We start from the raw sequence: 19153 nt of genomic DNA on the forward strand, positions 1-19153 counted from the left end.
GTTGTTCAGAGGAGCTTTAGTCATGTTTCACGGAAAGACCATTTTGATCACGGGCGCGAGCAGCGGTATCGGTGCCGCCACCGCCCGTCTTCTTGCCGGGGCTGGCGCCAATCTCGTGCTTGCAGCCCGTCGTGCAGACCGGCTGGAGGAGGTCAAAGCCTCGCTTCCCGAGGCTGCCGACCGGATCGCAATTCATGTGGGGGATGTCGCCGATCCGCAGTTTTCCGAAGCGTCGGTCAAGACGGCGCTGGAGATCTTCGGCGGCCTTGATGGAGCCTTCAACAACGCCGGCACACTTGGCGACATGGGGCCGGTGCCGGAGATGAGCCTGGAATCCTGGAACCAGGTGATGGCCACAAATCTCAACGCCGCCTTCCTGGCTGCCAAGCACCAGATACCGGCGTTGCGGGCGCGGGGTGGCGGGGCCATCGTTTTCACGTCGTCCTTTGTCGGGCACACCATCGGACTGCCGGGCATGGCGGCCTACGCGGCGGCCAAGGCCGGATTGATCGGCTTGACCCAGGTTCTTGCTGTCGAACATGGAGCTGAAGGGATCCGGGTGAACGCGCTGCTTCCAGGGGGTACCAAAACGGAGATGGCGGGTGAGGACCCGGCTTTCCACGACTATGTTGCCGGCCTTCACGCGCTGAAGCGCATGGCGGAACCGGAGGAGGTCGCACGTGCGGCGCAGTTCCTTCTTTCCGATGCCGGCTCTTTCGTGACCGGTTCGGCAATGCTGTGTGACGGCGGCAACTCGATCACCAAGGCCTGAGTGCGAGGGCACTGCGCTGGTCGCAGTGCCCCGGCCTTTGCAGGAAACTGTTTGCCAGACCGGCTTGAACCGGCAATAGAAGCAGGTGCGGTGATGAGTGGCAGGACCCTGAAGAGGTAGACCGGTGAGCGACATGACAGAATTGCGCCTTGGCACGTTGCAGGATCTTCCGGGTCTGGAAAATCTCTACAAGGCTGCCTTTCCTGAAGAAGATCTTCTGCCGCTGGTGCGGAGCCTTCTGCAAGAAGGAGACGGGGTGCTCTCGCTGGGGGCCGCGCTTGAGGATCGGCTGGTCGGGCATATCCTCTACACGCGCTGTTCGGTTGAACCGGGCGGGCATGTCGCAGCGCTCCTGGGTCCGCTCTGCGCAGCGCCGGACTTGCAGAAACAGGGCATCGGCAGCCGTCTTGTCCGGGAAGGATTGAAGCGGCTGGTGGACTGGCAGGCTGACAAGGTCCTGGTGCTCGGCGATCCGAATTACTATGGCCGTTTCGGATTTCAACCGGGCAGCCGCATCGCACCGCCTTATGCACTGCCCGCGGCATGGGCCGAAGCCTGGCAGTCACTGGACTTAAGCGCAGGCACTGCGCCCGATGCCGGCACGCTCATGGTGCCGGCGCCGTGGCGCAACAGGACGCTCTGGTCCGAATAGGTCCTGACCCTAGGGCCGCTTGCGGATGAACATCTGCTCGGTCACCGCCTTGCCCCATTGATCGCCGACATATTCGTCGGCCAATTCGAAGCCGGTTTTCTCATAGAGTGCCCGCGCGGCCTCCAGCCCCTTGAGGGTCCACAAGTGGATCTCGTCGAAGCCGTGCCGGTCGCAATGCTCCAGCGCCTTTGACAGCAGCATCTTTCCGAGCCCCTTGCCGCGCAGGCGTTCGGAGAGGATGAACCAGCGCAGATGGGCGATATTGCCCTCAAGGTCTTCGCCGTCGATGCTGATCGAACCGATCACCTCGTCCTTGTCGACGACACTCCAGCTGTTGTTCACCGGGGCGTCGATCCGCGGCATGAACTCGGCCATGGCCTTCGCAACCACACTTTCAAAGGTTGGCCCCATACCGACGATCGGACCGTGGGTGCGGCCATGCATGGCGGCGATGTCGCCAATCATGCCGGTCTGGTAACCCTCGACAATCTCAAACTCCGGCAAAGTTTTCTGACCGGAAACAGTCTCGCCGGCCAGCGCCTCCGCATAAGCCGTCATGGACTGTGCAATCACGTCCGCCCGTGCGCCTTCGATCCGCGACAGGGCCTGAAGGGCCTGATCGTTGCCGAACCGATCGATACGGGCAAAGGTCTTCCGACCATCATCTGTCAGGTGCAATTCAAAACTGCGACCGTCACTTTCCGAGCGGGCCTGAACAATGTCGCCCCGCGCCTCGAGCGCTTTGAGCAAGCGGCTGATGGTCGATTTTTCCAGTTTCAGCCTGGCGCTGAGCTCCTTGGCGGTGATACCGGGATGAAGTCCGATTTCAAGAACGGCATGGACACCGGATCCGGAAAGATCCGTGCCGGCAACGCCCTTGTCGAGAAAACCGAATTCGCGAACCATTTGCCGGGACGCAGCGCGGATGTCGTGAACAAGGGCGGGGGAGGGAGTGGTCATGTGTGAAGTCCAGTTAGTTGTATAAAGCAACTATATGGTTTTGAACCGAGAGAGGCAAGGGCACCACTTATTAAAATGTTTGTATGGCAAAGCCGCAGCCCAAGTTTGGCAGTCATACTCGACAAGCGAAGTGCAGATCGGGGTCTGTTGTTGCTCAACCGGTGGCAAGGGGCAGGACGAGGCGGCGCGTCACCACGCCAATCTGCTTTCTTGCCATGTCGCGACGCGGATCGGGTCCCGGATTAAGGCAGGGCCGACGCCGTGGTGGATGGACGCCCTTGTCAAAACGGCAAGGTCTCAAACGCCTTACACAAACAAAAAGGCCGCCGAAAACGGCGGCCTCTTGTTGGAGGACTGGAAACTCATTCCGCAGCGTGCGGCAAGTCCTCCTGCGGGGGAAGTTTGGGCTGGGCCGGTTTCGGCATCGACACGACCTTGGCGGCCGGGCGCAGCTTTTCCTGTTCCGGATCCGTCCATTCCACATCCTGGCCGAGAGCCGGCAATTCTTCTTCCACGCCCGGAAGCGCCGGACCGACAGGCTCTTTGCGTGTGGTCGCCGACCGCCAGATTGCCCTGAACAATCCCATCCAGGTGCTGGGCAGAGCGATCATCACCGGGATCATCACCAGGGTCAGGATCGTGGAGAAGGCGAGACCCGAAATCACGGCGGTGGACAGCTGGATCCACCAGATCGCGGTGATGCCACCGACAGCGATGGTCTGGGTAAAGAAGTCCAGGTTCATCGCGGTTGCCATTGGAATCAGACCAACGATCGTGGTCACCGTGGTGAGCAGGATCGGCCGGATACGCTGACCCGAGGTCTTCAGGATCGCATCCAGCGGCTCGAAGCCGTCATGCCGGAACCGGTTATAGGTGTCGATGAGAACAATCGCGTTGTTCACCACGATCCCCGCCAGCGCCACCACGCCCGTGCCTGTCATGATGATCGAGAACTTCTGTCCCGTCAGCATCATGCCCAGCAGAACACCCATCACCGACAGGACCACCGTCGAAAGGGTCAGGAAGGTCTGGTAGAACGAGTTGAACTGGGTCAGCAGGATCAGGAACATCAGGAAAAGCGATGCCATCATCGCACGCATCAGGAATTCACCCGATTCCTTCTGATCCTCATCCGCACCACGGAACTGCAGGAATACGTTGTCCGGGAAGGTCTGCGTGTCCAGCCATGCGCTGAGCTCGTTGACCTTCGCATCGACGGTGACCGGATTGCCCTTCTCATCGACCGCTTCCTTGTCGACGCCGGCTTTCAGCATCATCGAGTAGAGGCCATCACGGCGCACGATCGAGGAAACCTTCTGCTCCGGGGCCCGGTCAATGAAGTTGGCAATCGGCACCAGGCCGAGATCCGTCTGCAGGCGCAGCTGGTCGAACCGGTCGAGCGTGCGCTCGTCGGCCGGGAGGCGAACGCGGATATCGACTTCGTCCTCACTGTCGGTCGGACGGTATTTGCCGATCAGGACCCCGTTGGTGACCAGCTGGACCATGTTGCCGACGGAACCGATGCCCGCCTGATACCGGCCCGCCTGTTCGCGGTCGATGGTGATCTGCCACTCGATACCGGGCAGGGGACGGCCATCTTCCTGGTTCTGGAGGTGCTCCATCTGGTCCAGATGCGCGCGGATGCGGGCAACCTGTTCCACCATCGTGTCATAGTCGGTCGACTTGACTTCCAGCTGGATGTCCTTGCCGGTTGGCGGACCACCCTCGATCTTGCGGGTTTCCACCTTGATGCCCGGGATCATCGCCGTGCGTTCGTGGATCTCGGCAAAGATCTCCTTGGCCTGACGGCGGCAGCAGTATTTTGCCAGTTCCAGCGTCATCTCGCCCACAACGTCATCCGGCTTGTCCTGGACACCGCCAATGAAATCGGGGCCACTGCCGCCACCCGGCGGGAAGGCGGAGGTGATGACGTTCTGGATACCGGCGGTCTGCAGCACTTCGACCTCGACCTTCTTCACCAGGTCCAGCGATTCGGACGCGGACATGTTGCCGCGCGCGGAGATCAGCACCACGGCCTGATCGGGTTCCTCGTCGACGAAGAACTCGACCCCGGTCGGGTTGGAGGCGAAGGAGCCGAGGATCGCGAAGCACGTTCCAAGAACGAGCACAAGCGTCAGGATGTTGCCGACCGGATTGCCTGCAAGCAGTTTCAGGTGGCGCACGTAAAGGCCGGTGAAGCCCCTGACGGTGCTTGCGTCGAACTGAGGCCTGTCTGAGTCGCTGTTTTGTGCGTCAATGGTCCGGGACCCGAAGCCAAGGAAGGTACGGAACCGGTCAAAACCTGTTTCAAACAGGCGGACCAGCGGAGACAGGACCTTGTATGCGGCCCAGATTGCGGCAAGGGTCAGCAGCACCACCACCACATAGAAGACGGAGTCGACTGCGATCGGATTGGCAAGCACGGCCAACGGCTGCGCCAACCCTGACAGCGAAGTCAGGACCGCCTCGACGCTTTCTGTGAGGACAGCAGGCCGGCTGGTCGCCAGGAAATAGGCGAAATAGAGCGCAAACCCGACTGCGACCATCTCAAATGCCAGAGAGGTGAACGTCACAGGCCGATAGACTTTTTGAGGCTTCTGACTTTCTTTCTCAACCCTGTTGGCAGCGCGTTTCCGGGCCCACCGCACAAACGGGCGCACTGCAAAATACGCGGCAATCGCGACAGCAGCGAAAACGACCAGCGCGGTCAGCGCGGCCAGCAAATAGGTGCCGATGTTCTCAAAGAAGGTGGCTTCCGGATCGATCCCGGAGAGCCAGAAGAGAACGTTCACCACGGCGGCAACGAGGCCGAACACAACCGCAATCACGCCGGCTGCATTCCGGGCAACGAAATGCGTCACCATTGCAAAGATGCCGCCGGTCACCGGCAGGAATACCATCGCGGTCAGGAGCGCGGCCGTCAGGACGATAATCACCATGATCGGCAGGTAGCTCATGAACTCGCCGGCAACGCCCGGCCACAGCAGCATCGGCAGGAAGGCCACCAGCGTCGTCGCTGTTGAGGAAACGATCGGCCAGAACATCAGCCGCGCCGCGCGAATATAGGCTTCGCGGTCCTCCATGCCTTCCGACACCTTGCGGTCTGCATATTCGACCATGACGATGGCGCCGTCGACGAGCATGCCGACGGTCAGCACCAGGCCGAACATCACCATGATGTTCACGGTATAGCCAAGGCCGGAAAGGATCAGGAAGCCGACCATGAAGGAGGTCGGGATCGCCAGACCCACAAGCAGCGCGGACCGCAGTCCGAGCGCGGCCAGCACCAGGATCATCACCAGGAAGATCGCCGTCATGATCGAGGACTGGAGCGAGCCCAGAACCTCGAAGATGTTCGACGACATGTCGATCATGTAGTCGACCTTGATCGTCTCCGGCCAGTCCTTGGTGGCCTCGTCGACCACGGCGCGGATCGCCAGGTTGTTCTCGATGATGTTGGTGCCAATGCGCTTGGTCACGTCCAGGGCTATCGCCGGCTGGCCGTTGACGCGCGTATAGGCGTTGGCGTCCTTGAAGGTACGCCGGATCTCGGCAACGTCGCTCAGGGTAACAACGCCTTCGCCCGACTGCTTGATCGGCAGAGAATAGACATCAAGTGCCGTCTCGATGAGACCCGGCACCTTGACGTTGAACCGGCCCTGGCCGCCATCGATGAAGCCGGCGGGCACGAGCTGGTTGTTGTTGGACAGCGACGACAGCAGTTCCTGCTGGGTGATCTCGTAGGATTCCAGCTTCTGCGAGTCGATCAGGACCTCGAGAATTTCCTCCCGGTGCCCCTTGAGGTCAGCAGAACGCACAGTATCGATCGCCTCGACCTGGTCCTTCAGGCGGCGCGCATGCTGATAGAGCGTACGCTCCGGCACATTACCGGAGAGCGCGATCGTGATGGTCGGAACCAGCGCGAAGTTGGTTTCCGAGATGGTCGGTTCCTCGGCATCGGCCGGCAGCTCGCCCTTGGCGGTGTCGACCTTGTCGCGCACATCCGCCATCGCCTCGTCCTTGTCGAAGGAGATGTCGAATTCCAGCACGATACCCGCATGGCCTTCGGAGGCGATCGCCGTGATTTCCTTCAGCCCGTCCAGGCCTCGGAGTTCTGTTTCCATCGGCCGGATCAGCAGACGCTCGGCGTCCTCGGGAGAAATGCCCTGCTGCGCGATGGACACGTAGAAGACCGGGACATCGATGTCCGGGCTGTCTTCCTTGGGAATGCTGATATAGCTGAACACACCGGCCACAAGCAGGGCCAGCATCAGCACGAAAACCGTCTTGGGACGTCTGAGGACGCCTTCGAGCATGTCAATCATTGGGTGACCTCTGCGGTCTCAAAAACAGGTTCGACAATTTCACCGTCGCCGACATATTCCTGTCCGACGACAATCACGGAGACGGTTTCCGGCAGACCTCCGACCCACAGGCCGTCATTCTCGCCGCCGAGAACCTTCACAGGGTAAAAAACGCTTTTGCTGTCGGCATCGACGGCACGCACACCGACCTGGCCTTCATCATTCAGGGTCAGGATGGCAGGTGTGATCTTGTGCGCCTTTTCGACCGGCAGCGGCAGACGGGTCACGGCGGTCACTCCGTCGCGGGCCTTGCCATCCGGGTTGGGCAGTTCGACCTCGACGCGGAAGGTCCGGGTGTCCGGATCGGCCGACGGGGAAATGTAACGCACCGTGCCCTTGAGCGTCTCGCCGGTCACCAGATCGACTTCGGCCGGCATATCACGGGAAATCTGACCGACATTGAGCTCGGACACCTGTCCGATGGCGATCATCGGATCGGAATTGACCACGGTGGCGCAGATGCCGCCGCTGTTGAGCTGTGCGCCAACCTCGGCCATCGGGCTCTCAATGACGCCGTCGATCGGAGACCGGATGATGGTCCGGGCCAGCTCCAGTTCCGCTTCCTTCACGCGGGCCGTGGCCGCGTCGAGCTGGGCCTGGGTGGCGGCAGCACGGGTCTGGGCCGTAAAGCCCTTGTTGGCCAGCTGTGTCGCTGCGGAATGGTCGAGTTCGGCCTGGGCAAGACCGGCCTTGGCCTCAAGGACCCGGGCCTCGCGTGTGCCCTTGTCGAGCTCACACAGGATGTCGCCCGCAGAGACCCTTGCCCCTTCGCGCGCCGGGCGTTTGACCACATCGTCCGTGGTTTCGGAGCGCACGGCGACCTTGGCTTCGGCTTCCGTCCGGCCGCGCACTTCCAGCATGGCCTGGCGATCCTCGGCGACAAGACGTTTCACCTTGACGCGAAATGTGCCCTTGTCTTCCTCTGCGACCCGGTCGGCAACGGCTGGCACGGCATTCTCGCCGTCGCCGACACCACCGATGACCGTTTTGCCGTTGGCCATCCAGAGCCCGATGCCCACGGTCACGCAGGCCGCCAGGATGTAGGAAAAATTCACGCGCATTGTGTCGTTACTCCAAAAAACAAACGTCTGGCCTACTCAGCGGCCGCCGCAGGGCGGGTCGCATCTTCGGCAATTTTGATCAGGGCTTCGCCTTGCTCTTCCAGATAGGCGAGGGTGCATTTCATGCAGGTAATGCCGTATTCCCGGGTCCAGGCCGATCCAGGGTGGCTGCATTCTTCTTCGGTCTCGGTCAGCAGGCGCAGTTCATCAAGGACCTGCGCCTTGCGCCGTTCCAGAGCCCTGCGAATGACCTCCGGGGGCAGCTGCGCCGCATTGAGCGCGATCAGAAGAAACGGGGATTTGAACGTGTCCGGCGCCTGCGGTTCGCACAGGGACTGGATGAATTCGGTGCGGCCGGCCTCGGTGATCGAATAGACCTTGCGGGCCGGCTTGCCGGCCTGGGGCTCCTCGCGCACGGTCACCATACCTTCGGCTTCCAGGCGCGCAAGCGCAGGATAGATCGAGCCGAAGCTGGCATCGTCAAAATAGCTGAAGCGACCCTCGGTGGATTCCTTCCGGATTTCATATCCGGTGGCATCCCCGAAAGACAGGATGGCAAGGCAGAGGCTTCTCACACTCATCTGGCGTCTCCGATGCCGGGAACGTCTCCCCGGCTGACACTTCTGTTGCGGTCTGCGGTGCGCGCAGCTGCCTTTTGAGGCATTGTCAGAAGTGACATATGATGGAACGATATATCGAACAAATATATATACAGTCCGATATGATCAAGAGTGCGCCGCACAATTTTTTTCAAATGATGAACAAATTCTGAGTCGGCCAGCTGCTTGGTCACCTTCGCTGATTTGACAAGTTGCCCTCAAGCTCCAGTTACGCATACGCTTGAGTTTCAAAGCCGGATGACCAATCAGGAGGTCTGCGTGAGAGACCGTAACAAGACCTTTCCCCGTGTCGCGCTGCCTAGCGACCCGTTGTTCCGCTTGCTGTTGATCAATGGTCTGGCCGGGACAGCAATTGCTGCGCTGGTGCTTGGAGGCATATTTGCCGCCAACATCGGCAATCTCCGGGTCCTTGTTCTGACAGCGGAGGACCCCGTCCTGCCTGTGGTGATGCTGGCGTTCGGGCTGGTCATTACACTTGGATCCGTTGTCATCGGCTCCGCGATCATGCTTCTGGGTGACAAGGGCCGCAGTGGTGACGGGCCGGGCGGAGGCAAAATGATCCGTCTGGGTGGACATCTGACGCCGGTCCCCGTGACAGCTCGGGCAAAGCGAAACCCATCCAGGTAAGGGGTGGCCCGGAGCAGTAATTGCGCCAGGGCCGTCAAGTTCACTTCACATTGTGTACGGAGGGCAGGCCAGCCTTGGCGTGCTTGTCCGCCATGGGGCCAAGATCCGCGAAAAGGATCATGGCCGCCGCTGTGAGCAGCAGCAGCAATCCGACGGACGAGAGCTTCATCTCTTCAGTCCTTTTGAGCATATCGGCCAAATCCAGGTTCATTCAAACTGAGGGGCTTATACACTCATAGGCTCTAAGGGCCCGGTAATACGTCCTGTAAAATTTTACGGACCGGCATTTCTGACAATTGGTAAGCTGAAAAGGCAGGGCAAGACGTTCTGCAATCGTCGGAAAAAAACCTTCCCCGACGGCAGAATTCTGCGCTGTTGAGCCGTTAACCAACTTCCCGAAAATTACGTTTGATTTCCCTCATTCCTGTTGCGGGCACCGTTCGTGTCCTGTACGACCAAAGATAGGTTAAGCATTTGTTAACCAATGCCTGGGGTTGTAATGAGGTATTTTTTTCGAAACTTTCATGTCTATGTTTTTGCGGTGCTTTCCGTCCTGGCAGGGAGCTGGGTGGCCAGCAATCCGGACAGAACCGTGGAGCTGATGCGTCCATTGGTTGAAGATGCGGTTGAATTGCAGCAACTCGCCGACGGGGCTTACCGCGAAGTCAGCCAGCTGAACTGGCAGGAGGCGTCCGACGAAGCTGTATCGCTGTTTGTGGCGACCATGCGCATGCCAACCATGCTGTTTGAGCGATTGGCCGAAAAGCTGGACGAAGTGAACCGGGACCTCGATCGTCGTCGGCACGCCGAAGCGGCTGGCGGCGGATCGCTTGGGGTAGCCAGGAAGGCCGCCCTGACATCTGGACACTATGAGGCCCTCCGGGAAAACCGTCCGCTGAATGAACGGCCGGAGATCTGAGGTCCCGCAAATCTGACGTCAAGGGGCAGCCTGACCGGCGCTCGGCGAAGACGCGCCGGCAAACTTTGCCGAAAAATGCTCTAGACGGACGCCAGCGCGATTGCGATGCCCTGACCGACACCAATGCACATGGAGGCAAGCGCCAGTTTGCCGCCGCGTTTTTTCAGCTCCAGCGCAGCCGATCCCGTGATCCTTGCACCTGACATGCCAAGCGGGTGGCCGAGCGCAATGGCTCCGCCATTGGGATTGACGAAATCTGCGTCTTCGGGAAGGCCGAGATCGCGCATGACGGCGACGGCCTGAGCGGCGAATGCCTCGTTGAGCTCGATGACGTCGAATTCCGACGGTGACAGGCCATACTGCGCGCAAAGTTTCCGTGTGGCGGGGGCAGGGCCGATGCCCATGATCCGTGGCGGAACGCCGGCCGTTGCGCCGCCGACGATACGCGCGAGCGGTGTCAGATTGTGTTTTTGAACGGCGGCTTCAGAGGCAATCAGCAAAGCGGCTGCGCCATCATTGACACCGGATGCGTTGCCTGCCGTGACCGAGCCGTTCTCCCTGAACGGGGTCTTAAGGCCGGCAAGCTGATCCAGCGTGGTGCTGGCCCGCGGGTGCTCGTCCTTGTCCACGAGCACCGGGTCGCCCTTGCGCTGCGGGATCATCACCGGCACGATTTCTTCGGCCAGCCGGCCGTTTTCCTGGGCCCTGGCCGCGCGTTGCTGGCTGCGCAGGGCAAAGGCATCCTGGTCCACGCGCGAAATGGAGAAGTCTTCCGCAACGTTTTCCGCCGTTTCCGGCATGGAATCGATGCCGTATTGATTCTTCAGGAGCGGGTTTACGAAGCGCCAGCCAATGGTCGTGTCGTAAATCTCAGCGTTGCGGGAGAAACCGGTCTCTGCCTTCGGCATGACAAACGGAGCGCGGGACATGCTCTCCACACCGCCTGCGATGGCCAGGTCGATCTCGCCGCTCTTGATGGCCCGGGCCGCAGTCATGACGGCATCCATGCCCGATCCGCACAACCGGTTCAGTGTCAGTCCAGGTACCGTTTCAGGCAGCCCGGCGAGCAGCGAGGACATGCGGGCCACGTTTCGATTGTCTTCACCCGCCTGGTTTGCGCAGCCGAAAAAGACGTCGTCGACCAGTGCCCAGTCGGTATCCGGGTTGCGTTCCATCAGTGCGGCCACGGGAATGGCGCCAAGATCGTCCGTCCGCACGGAGGAGAGTTTGCCGCCATAGCGTCCGATCGGGGTGCGGATAAAATCGCAGATGTAAACGTGATGCATGGCTCTTTCCTCACCCCTGGGTTCGACCGGTCCTTGAGAACGTGCCGGTTGGCCGGCAAGTCTTGCCGGATTTCACGGGGTAAGGCAAGGACGCGTCACAAGAAGTAGTTCTTTTCTAGGTTTTTTGTGACGGATCTGTGTGGCGGAGAATGTCGTCTTCGGCGAGATACGTGCCTGACTGGATTTCGATCATGCGCACCGGGATCTTGCCCGGATTGTGCAATGTGTGTTGGGCACCAAGCGGCACATAGGCCGACTGGTTCTCCGTCAGCAGCGACGTCTTTCCATTGATCGTGATCTCGACCGTACCGGACACAACGACCCAGTGCTCTGCGCGGTGCAGATGGCTTTGCAGGCTGAGTCGCTTGCCGGGCTTGATCATCATGGATTGCACGGCGAACCGGTCGCCGGAGTTGATCCGTTCGGTGTAACCCCAGGGCTTGTAGACACGCGGATGGTGGTCAACCTCGTCCCGCCCCTCTGCCTTCAGTTGCTCGACCACCGTCTTCACATCCTGGGCACTGTCCTTGTGGGCGACCAGAACGCTGTCCGTGGTTGCGATCACCATGACATCCTTCAGCCCGATCACCGATACCAGGCCCCGATCCACATAGGCGAGGCAATCGGAGCTGTTCAGAAACCGGGCGTCGCCCAGGGCGCTGTTGCCCTCAGCATCCTTTTCAAGAACGGTCCAGATGGCCGACCAGGAACCGAGATCGTCCCAATCCGGTGACACGGGGGCACAGGAAACATTGTCCGCCTTTTCCATGATCGCATAGTCGATGGAAATGTTGTCGAGGCCCGCAAAAGCCTCTTCATCCAGCCGCGTGAAGTCCAGATCGCCATGCCGGGTCGCCATCACGGCAACAATATCGCTGTAGAGCGAAGGCTGGAGTTCCTTGAACGCCTCGATCATGGTCTTTGCCGAGAATAGAAAGATACCGGCGTTCCAGACATAACTGCCGTCTTTCAGAAATGCTTCGGCCCGGTCCGCGTCCGGTTTCTCGACGAAGGCTTCGACCGGGCGCACCGGTTCGCTGCCGGGGGTGACCCGGATATAGCCGTAGCCGGTGTTGGGTTCGGTTGGTTGAATGCCGAACGTCACGATCTGGCCGCGCTGCGCTGACGGCACCGCCTCGTTGACCGCCGCCAGAAACACCTCTTCCTTTCCTACCAGATGATCGGAGGGCAGCAGAAGGACAAGCGCATCCGGGTCCTCTTCAGCTGCAATCATTGCGGCCATGAGGGCAGGCGGGGCGGTGTTGCGGCCGACCGGTTCGAGCAGTATCAGCTGTGCGTCTTTTCCGAGCTCGGAAAGCTGTTCACCGATCAGGAACCTGTGGCCGTTGCTGCCGATCACGATCGGAGCGGCAAATTCCGGCCGGTCGATCCGGCGGCACGTTTTTTGAAACAGGCTTTCCCCACCAAAGAGGGGGAGAAATTGTTTGGGCCGGTCGGTGCGTGACAGCGGCCACAGACGCGAGCCGACGCCACCGGACAAAATGCATGGAAAAATCATGTTTGTTAAAGGCTCCGCCGAATCCGCCTTGTTGTAGCCTGGTCAGTGTGAATCACCGCGACGACAGTTGCAAGCTGAGCACGTGACGGATAAACGTGTAATAATGTAACGCGCTTTTCCAGTGCGTGATTTAAGTTGAACTGGCATCAATTGGAATGACCAAAGAAGAGTCTGGTCTGGTTCGTCTCGACCGAGCCGGTATTCGGAAAAACGGCAAGTGGCTGGTGCGTGGTGTCGACCTGACTGTTTCAGCCGGTGAGATCGTCACGCTCATCGGACCGAACGGGTCGGGCAAGTCAACCACGGCGAAAATGGCCCTGGGAATTCTCCAGCCCAGTGAGGGACGGGCCGAGCAGAGGCGAGGTCTCAAGGTTGGTTACGTGCCTCAAAAGCTGGCCATTGACTGGACTTTGCCCTTGACGGTGTCCAGGTTCATGCGCCTCACAAATCCGCTCAGCGATAGCGCCTGCCGGGCCGCGCTGGCTCAAACCGGTGCGGAGCATCATCTGGGGTCGGAGATGCGTACGTTGTCCGGAGGCGAGATGCAACGGGTGATGCTCGCCCGGGCGATTGCCCGGCATCCGGACCTGCTCGTTCTTGATGAGCCGGTGCAGGGGGTCGACTATTCCGGCGAGATCGCGATCTATGACCTGATCAGCGAGATCCGGACCACGCTCGGCTGCGGCATCTTGATGATCTCTCACGATCTCCATGTGGTGATGGCCGCCGCTGACCAGGTGATCTGCCTGAACGGGCATGTCTGCTGCCGGGGAACGCCGTCCGATGTGAGCCAGGATGACAGCTACCACGCCTTGTTCGGCGCACGTGGCAACGCGGCGCTCGCGGTCTACGAACATCATCACGATCATGTACATCTTCCCGATGGGAAGGTCCGTCATGCGGATGGGTCCATTTGTTCGTCCTGCTCCGGAGAACATCACGACTCCCATGCTGCGCCGGAACAACAGGCGCGGGTGGAGAAAGGCGGGCTGCGCGATGCTGGATGACTTTTTCACCAGGGCGCTCATTGCCGGGATCGGCGTGGCACTGGTTGCCGGACCGCTCGGCTGTTTCATCGTCTGGCGGCGCATGGCCTATTTCGGCGACACCCTCTCTCACGCTGCGCTGCTGGGGGTGGCGTTGTCTCTGCTTTTGCAGATCAACACCATGCTCGCAGTCGGTGCTGTTTCGATTGTTCTGGCCTCACTGTTGCTCATGCTGCGACGGAGGGAAACCCTGCCGTCCGATGCCATTCTCGGCATCCTGTCTCATGCGGCTCTCGCGCTCGGACTTGTCTGCCTTGCCTTCATGACATGGGTTCGCATCGATCTTCTCGGTTTGCTGTTTGGTGATATTCTTGCTGTGACCCGCTTCGACATCGTCATGATCTATGGCGGCGGGGCGCTTGCGCTGGGGCTTCTGGTTCTGATCTGGCGGCGCCTTTTTGCCGCGACGGTCAGCCCCGAGCTTGCCGCCAGCGAGGGTCTGCGGCCGGAGCGTTCGGAGCTGGTCTTTATCTTGCTGACGGCCATCGTAATTGCCATTTCGCTGAAGATCATCGGCGCCCTGTTGATCACGGCCTTGTTGATCATTCCCGCTGCCGCTGCCAGGCGTGTATCCGGATCGCCGGAACAGATGGCGATCGTCGCTGCTCTGGTCGGAGCGCTGTCTGTGGTCGGAGGTCTCTATTCTTCTCTCTATTACGGGACACCGTCCGGTCCTTCGATCGTGGTGGCCGCAACAGCGCTCTTCATACTCAGTCTTGTTCCCGGGGTACAACTTGTGAGAAGGATGGGAGACGCGACAAAAGGAGACCGTTCGTGAACGCTCAGGCTCATCCCGAATTGACGAAAAACCAGGCTTTGGTCTTCGGGTCTCTGTCGGAGGCTGACGGTCCGCTGACGGCCTATGCGATTCTCGATCTTTTGCGCGACAGCGGATTTCGTGCTCCATTGCAAGTCTACCGTGCGCTGGACAAGCTGGTGGACTACGGGCTCGTTCATCGTCTGGAGAGCCTGAATGCCTTTGTCGCCTGCAGCCACAAAGGCTGTGGAGGGCATGGCGCCGCGGCTTTCGCCATTTGCGATACCTGCGGCCTGGTGAGCGAGTTCACGCCTGAAAAGGCCATAGAGCTTCTGAAGGGCTGGACGCAAGAACAGGGCTTTCAGCTGACCAGGACCACGATAGAGCTGCGGGGCAAGTGCAGTCGGTGCAGAGCCAATGCCTGAGTGGGGAGCTGCGAGGCAGTAACCGGATTGGGATAGGCGCGTTGAGCAGGAGGAGACGTCCATGGCGGATGCGCTGGGTATTGGCATTATTGGATGCGGTACAATCTCCAAGACCTACCTGGAACTGGCCCCCAGGTTTTCCGGCCTCGACATTCGAGCCTGTGCGGACCTGAACAGGAAAGCTGCGGAGGAGCGTGCCTCCGAATATGGTCTGCGCGCAGAAACCGTGCATGACCTGCTCCTGGCGGACGACATCGAGCTGATCGTCAATCTGACCGTGCCGGATGCCCACTATATGGTTTCCCACGAAATTCTGGCTCACGGAAAACACGTCTATTCGGAAAAACCCCTGGCCCTGTCCCTGCGCGACGGGCAAGCCCTGAGTGATTTTGCCAAGAAGAAGAAGAAGCTGGTGGGCTGTGCACCCGACACCTTTCTGGGCGGCGCGCACCAGGCCGCCAGGCAGGCTGTCGATGATGGGCTGATCGGCGATATTCTCGGTGGTACCTGCCATGTGATGAGCCATGGCATGGAAGCCTGGCATCCAAATCCCGACTTCTTTTACAAACCGGGTGGGGGGCCCATTCTCGATCTTGGGCCCTACTACATTGCCTGTCTGCTCAACCTGATCGGGCCAGTGAAGCGCGTCACCGCGATGACCTCCACACCTTTCAGATCCCGCACAATCGGGCAGGGCGCGCGCAAGGGCGAACGGATTGACGTGGAAACTCCGACCACGATCCATGCCATTCTTGAATTCCAGAACGAAGCGACCGTCACGTTGACGGCAAGTTGGGACGTGTGGGCACATGGCCACGCACCAATGGAGCTCTACGGCACAAAGGGGTCGCTGTTTGTGCCGGATCCCAATTTTTTCGGCGGTGAGGTGCGCCTGGCGGACCGGGCCGGTACCATCCGGACCCTGAATGGCGCGGATCATCCGTTCAGCACCGCCAATATCGAGAACAACGGTGTGAAGCGCGCAAACTATCGTGCCGCCGGGCTGGCCGACATGGCGCAATCGGTGCTGAGCGGAGGTGGATTCCGCTGTTCGCTCGACCGCGCGCTCCACGCAGTGGATGTCATGGTGTCCATTCTCAAATCCGGTGAAACGGGGAGTTTCGTCGACATAGAACATCCGACTACGCGGCCGGATGCGCTGGGAGCTGAAGAAGCAGCTTTATTGCTGCGTTGAACGCGGTTGCACCGGCGCGCACCGCCTCCTATCTTCCGCCTGCGGGGTGCGGCGGGCGATGATGGCACCGCCTGCAGGCATTGAGGGAGAGTGGGTATGGCGCTGTTGATTGCCGGTTTGGTGCTGTTCTTAGGAATTCATTTCCTGCCGATGTTCCGTTCGGTTCGGAGCGGTCTGATCACCAGATTTGGCGAGAACGGTTACAAGGGAATCTTCACGCTCGTCGCTGCAGTCGGCCTCGGATTGACGATCTATGGGTATGGGGTCGCGCGGTTCGACGGTCCGCCGATTGTCTACGATCCGCCATTCTGGCTACGGCACGTCACCATGTTGCTGATGGTGCCTGTGTTTATCTTTCTGGCTGCTGCCTATGTGCCCTGCCGGATCCAGAAGACCCTGAAACATCCCATGCTGGTGGCGGTGAAACTCTGGGCTTTCTCGCATCTTCTCGCCAATGGAGACCTCGCCTCGGTGCTGCTCTTCGGCGGGTTCCTTCTCTGGGCTGTTGTCGACCGGATTTCCGTGAAGCGCCGCGGCGATGGAGCCGGGCAGATTGCCGCTACGGCAGGTGATCCCGGCAAGTATTCCGACATGGTCGTGATTCTGATCGGGCTGGCGCTGTACGGGGCCTTTGTCTGGAAACTGCACGTCTGGCTAATCGGCGTACCGGTCGGTTAAACCGGCTTTTCGGAGGAAATATGTGGCGGAAATCGGCAATTTGCCGAGAATTGCCCCACTTGCGCCACGAAGGGCCGTTTTAAGCCCGATCAGGGAATTGCCCGAGCCGGATCAAATGGATAATGTGCGCCACTCGAAAAGGGGCGAGGCATGGCCGTTCGCGCCGCGCCAGTTAAGTGAATGCAGGAACTGAAGACGCATGTCTGACATTTTTCGTGAAGTCGATGAAGATATCCGCCAGGAAAAATACCGTCGGCTTTGGGACCGTTTTGGTCCTTGGGTTATTGCCGTCGCAGTCCTGATTGTCGTCGGTACCGGGGGGTATCGCGGCTGGCTCTATTGGCAGGAGCAGCAGTCTCAGGCAGCCGGAGACACGTTTTTTGATGCTGTGCAGCTGTCGGAACAGGAACAGTACCAGGAAGCTGCGGCGCTTTATGGCGAACTGGAATCGTCAATTGGCGGCTATCCGGCTCTGGCGAAACTGCGTCAGGCAACCGATCTCGCAAATGCCGGCAAGATGGAAGAAGCGCTGGCCGAGTTTGACACCCTGTCTCGCGACACGAGCCTTGATGTGGCCGTGCGCGACGTCGCAGCGTTGAGAGCCGCTTATCTCGCCGTCGATCTTGATGCTTATGATGCAGTCGCCGACCGGGTTGAGCGTTTGTCCGCCGACAACAGTCCCTTTCGTGCAGCGTCACGTGAAATTCTGGCTCTAAGCGCCTGGAAAAATGGCAATATTGAAGCCGCGCGTGAGTGGCTGGCCGCCTTGGAAGAGGATGCCGAGACGCCGGTAGATGTCAGTCGACGCGTTGCCGTGCTCGCGGGTCTCATCCGTGCCAGCAATGGTGATGCAGCGCCCGCAGGTCAAGCGGAACGTGAAGGAACCGATCAGTGAGTCTTGTGAGTTTCTCCCACCGCAGCCGCGGTGTGTTCGGCGTCCTCGCCCTGTCGATCGCTCTAACGGGATGTGGCTCGGTGAGTGATTTTGCCGGAAGTGTCAATCCGTTCAGCCGTGAGAAGATCCTGCCGGGCGAACGCCAGCCGGTGTTCGACGGTGCCGATCCCGCAGCGGTCGCTGCCGGCCAGAGTGCCAAGATCGGCAATGCGACAGGCGGACAGACCTGGACCACTGCGGGGGGCGGTCTTACCAACGATCCCGGCAACGTGGCTGTGTCCGTATCCGGCAACCGGGCCTGGCGCGCGCAGGTCGGTTCTTCCGGCCGTGGTTTGACCTCGTCGGCGTTGCGCCTGTCTTCTCGTCCGGTCAGTGATGGCAGCCGCATTTATGTCTACAAGCCGAATGGGGAAGTGGTGGCGCTGTCCACCGGCGGTGGCCGTCAGTGGACGCAGAACCTTCGCCCTGAAGGCGAGCGCGATGTTGGCCCGGGCGGCGGCGTGACGGTCGCCGGCGGCACGGTCTATGCAGCGACAAGCTATCGTCAGGTGGCTGCGCTCGAGGCTGGCTCCGGCCGGGAAATCTGGAAGGTCGACATCGACACGCCCGCACGCGGCGCGCCAGTCGCAGGGAACGGTCATGTTTTTGTCGTGACCCAGTCCAACGAAGTCTATGCCCTCAATCAATCCGACGGTTCCATTGCCTGGACCTATGCAGGGATCGAGGAAACCGCTGGACTGCTATCTGCAGCCAATCCGGCGATTTCGGGCAATCGCGTGATTGTCCCGTTCTCGTCTGGCGAGATCATGGCGATCAACATCAAGGACGGGGAGCCGGCCTGGATCGATGGTGTGTCCCGCGGCTTCCGCACCCTTGCTCTGTCCGGTCTTGCGGATGTGTCCGCCAGTCCCGTGGTTGCCGGCATCACGGTCTATGCAACCGGTGTCTCCGGCCGCACCGTAGCCGTGGACGCGCGCACGGGCCAGCGGCGCTGGGAACAGAATCTGGGCAGCGTGCATACGCCTGTCGTTTCCGGCAGCGCCCTTTTCATGGTGGATCTCGACGACCGCATGGTGGCACTTGATCTGAAGAATGGCGAGACGCTCTGGGCGACGGCACTGCCGCGTCCGGAGAAAAAGAAGAAACGCCGCAACTGGGCCGGGCCGATCCTGGCCAACGGGTCTCTGGTGGCCTTTTCAAGTGACGGTCAGATCGCCATCGTGGATGCCTCGTCCGGTAACACAATGCTGACGCAACGGACCAACACGGATGTGTATGTCACGCCGATCGTGGCCGGTGGACGGGTTGTCGTTTTGACCGGCAATGACGGCGTCGCTGCCTTCAATTAGAATTTGAGGATGGGCCGCTCTCGGCCCA

18 protein-coding genes are annotated in these 19153 nt (G+C 60.3%); 11 read left to right on the forward strand and 7 right to left on the reverse strand.

What is annotated here, in order from left to right:
• Positions 1-22 precede the first annotated feature (22 nt).
• Complete coding sequence (locus ACO6TG_RS26090; protein ID WP_422375871.1) at positions 23-772, forward strand: SDR family oxidoreductase; 750 nt, start codon at positions 23-25, stop codon at positions 770-772.
• Positions 773-905: 133 nt separating this feature from the next.
• Positions 906-1424, forward strand: a complete 519-nt coding sequence (locus ACO6TG_RS26095) for a GNAT family N-acetyltransferase (protein ID WP_422378956.1) — start codon at positions 906-908, stop codon at positions 1422-1424.
• 9 nt (positions 1425-1433) lie between these two features.
• On the opposite strand, the gene ACO6TG_RS26100 is transcribed toward ACO6TG_RS26095, so the two are convergent.
• From ACO6TG_RS26100 to ACO6TG_RS26115, 4 genes are all read right to left on the reverse strand, one after another.
• Positions 1434-2384: a helix-turn-helix domain-containing GNAT family N-acetyltransferase gene (locus tag ACO6TG_RS26100; RefSeq protein WP_422375872.1), complete on the reverse strand. Its 951-nt coding sequence runs from the start codon at positions 2382-2384 to the stop codon at positions 1434-1436.
• Positions 2385-2746: 362 nt separating this feature from the next.
• Positions 2747-6709, reverse strand: coding sequence for an efflux RND transporter permease subunit (locus tag ACO6TG_RS26105; RefSeq protein WP_422375873.1), 3963 nt, complete (start codon positions 6707-6709; stop codon positions 2747-2749).
• Complete coding sequence (locus tag ACO6TG_RS26110) at positions 6706-7809, reverse strand: efflux RND transporter periplasmic adaptor subunit (RefSeq protein WP_422375874.1); 1104 nt, start codon at positions 7807-7809, stop codon at positions 6706-6708. The genes ACO6TG_RS26105 and ACO6TG_RS26110 overlap by 4 nt, the downstream gene beginning before the upstream one ends.
• A 32-nt stretch (positions 7810-7841) precedes the next feature.
• Positions 7842-8390, reverse strand: coding sequence for a PadR family transcriptional regulator (locus ACO6TG_RS26115; RefSeq protein ID WP_422375875.1), 549 nt, complete (start codon positions 8388-8390; stop codon positions 7842-7844).
• A gap of 297 nt (positions 8391-8687) precedes the next feature.
• Here ACO6TG_RS26115 and ACO6TG_RS26120 point away from each other — a divergent pair, with 297 nt between their 5' ends.
• On the forward strand, positions 8688-9056 hold the full coding sequence (locus ACO6TG_RS26120) for a hypothetical protein (protein ID WP_422375876.1): 369 nt from the start codon (positions 8688-8690) through the stop codon (positions 9054-9056).
• Between the two features lie 40 nt (positions 9057-9096).
• Here ACO6TG_RS26120 and ACO6TG_RS26125 read toward each other — a convergent pair whose 3' ends face one another.
• Positions 9097-9225, reverse strand: coding sequence for a hypothetical protein (locus tag ACO6TG_RS26125; RefSeq protein ID WP_422375877.1), 129 nt, complete (start codon positions 9223-9225; stop codon positions 9097-9099).
• A gap of 330 nt (positions 9226-9555) precedes the next feature.
• Here ACO6TG_RS26125 and ACO6TG_RS26130 point away from each other — a divergent pair, with 330 nt between their 5' ends.
• A complete protein-coding gene (locus ACO6TG_RS26130; RefSeq protein WP_422375878.1) occupies positions 9556-9975 on the forward strand; it encodes a hypothetical protein in 420 nt (139 codons plus the stop codon).
• 80 nt (positions 9976-10055) lie between these two features.
• On the opposite strand, the gene pcaF is transcribed toward ACO6TG_RS26130, so the two are convergent.
• Together pcaF and ACO6TG_RS26140 are read right to left on the reverse strand one after the other, a co-directional pair.
• Positions 10056-11261, reverse strand: a complete 1206-nt coding sequence (pcaF, locus tag ACO6TG_RS26135; RefSeq protein ID WP_422375879.1) for a 3-oxoadipyl-CoA thiolase — start codon at positions 11259-11261, stop codon at positions 10056-10058.
• A gap of 115 nt (positions 11262-11376) precedes the next feature.
• Complete coding sequence (locus ACO6TG_RS26140; RefSeq protein WP_422375880.1) at positions 11377-12780, reverse strand: mannose-1-phosphate guanylyltransferase/mannose-6-phosphate isomerase; 1404 nt, start codon at positions 12778-12780, stop codon at positions 11377-11379.
• A 155-nt stretch (positions 12781-12935) separates the two neighbouring features.
• On the opposite strand from ACO6TG_RS26140, the gene ACO6TG_RS26145 reads away from it, so the two are divergent.
• The 7 genes from ACO6TG_RS26145 to ACO6TG_RS26175 all read left to right on the forward strand — a co-directional run bounded on the left by ACO6TG_RS26145 (position 12936) and on the right by ACO6TG_RS26175 (position 19125).
• Positions 12936-13787: an ATP-binding cassette domain-containing protein gene (locus ACO6TG_RS26145; RefSeq protein ID WP_422375881.1), complete on the forward strand. Its 852-nt coding sequence runs from the start codon at positions 12936-12938 to the stop codon at positions 13785-13787.
• Positions 13777-14604: a metal ABC transporter permease gene (locus ACO6TG_RS26150; RefSeq protein WP_422375882.1), complete on the forward strand. Its 828-nt coding sequence runs from the start codon at positions 13777-13779 to the stop codon at positions 14602-14604. Before ACO6TG_RS26145 ends, ACO6TG_RS26150 begins: the two co-directional genes overlap by 11 nt.
• Positions 14601-15008 carry a Fur family transcriptional regulator gene (locus tag ACO6TG_RS26155; RefSeq protein ID WP_422375883.1) on the forward strand — a complete coding sequence of 136 codons (408 nt, stop codon included), beginning with the start codon at positions 14601-14603 and terminating at the stop codon, positions 15006-15008. Before ACO6TG_RS26150 ends, ACO6TG_RS26155 begins: the two co-directional genes overlap by 4 nt.
• A gap of 61 nt (positions 15009-15069) precedes the next feature.
• Positions 15070-16203 carry a Gfo/Idh/MocA family protein gene (locus ACO6TG_RS26160; RefSeq protein WP_422375884.1) on the forward strand — a complete coding sequence of 378 codons (1134 nt, stop codon included), beginning with the start codon at positions 15070-15072 and terminating at the stop codon, positions 16201-16203.
• A 96-nt stretch (positions 16204-16299) separates the two neighbouring features.
• Complete coding sequence (locus ACO6TG_RS26165; protein ID WP_422375885.1) at positions 16300-16881, forward strand: NnrU family protein; 582 nt, start codon at positions 16300-16302, stop codon at positions 16879-16881.
• Positions 16882-17080: 199 nt separating this feature from the next.
• Complete coding sequence (locus ACO6TG_RS26170) at positions 17081-17776, forward strand: tetratricopeptide repeat protein (protein ID WP_422375886.1); 696 nt, start codon at positions 17081-17083, stop codon at positions 17774-17776.
• Positions 17773-19125: a PQQ-binding-like beta-propeller repeat protein gene (locus tag ACO6TG_RS26175; protein WP_422375887.1), complete on the forward strand. Its 1353-nt coding sequence runs from the start codon at positions 17773-17775 to the stop codon at positions 19123-19125. The genes ACO6TG_RS26170 and ACO6TG_RS26175 overlap by 4 nt, the downstream gene beginning before the upstream one ends.
• The last annotated feature ends 28 nt before the right edge of the window (positions 19126-19153 follow it).

Origin of the sequence: Roseibium sp. (assembly GCF_965233565.1) — a bacterium.
GTDB lineage: Bacteria > Pseudomonadota > Alphaproteobacteria > Rhizobiales > Stappiaceae > Roseibium.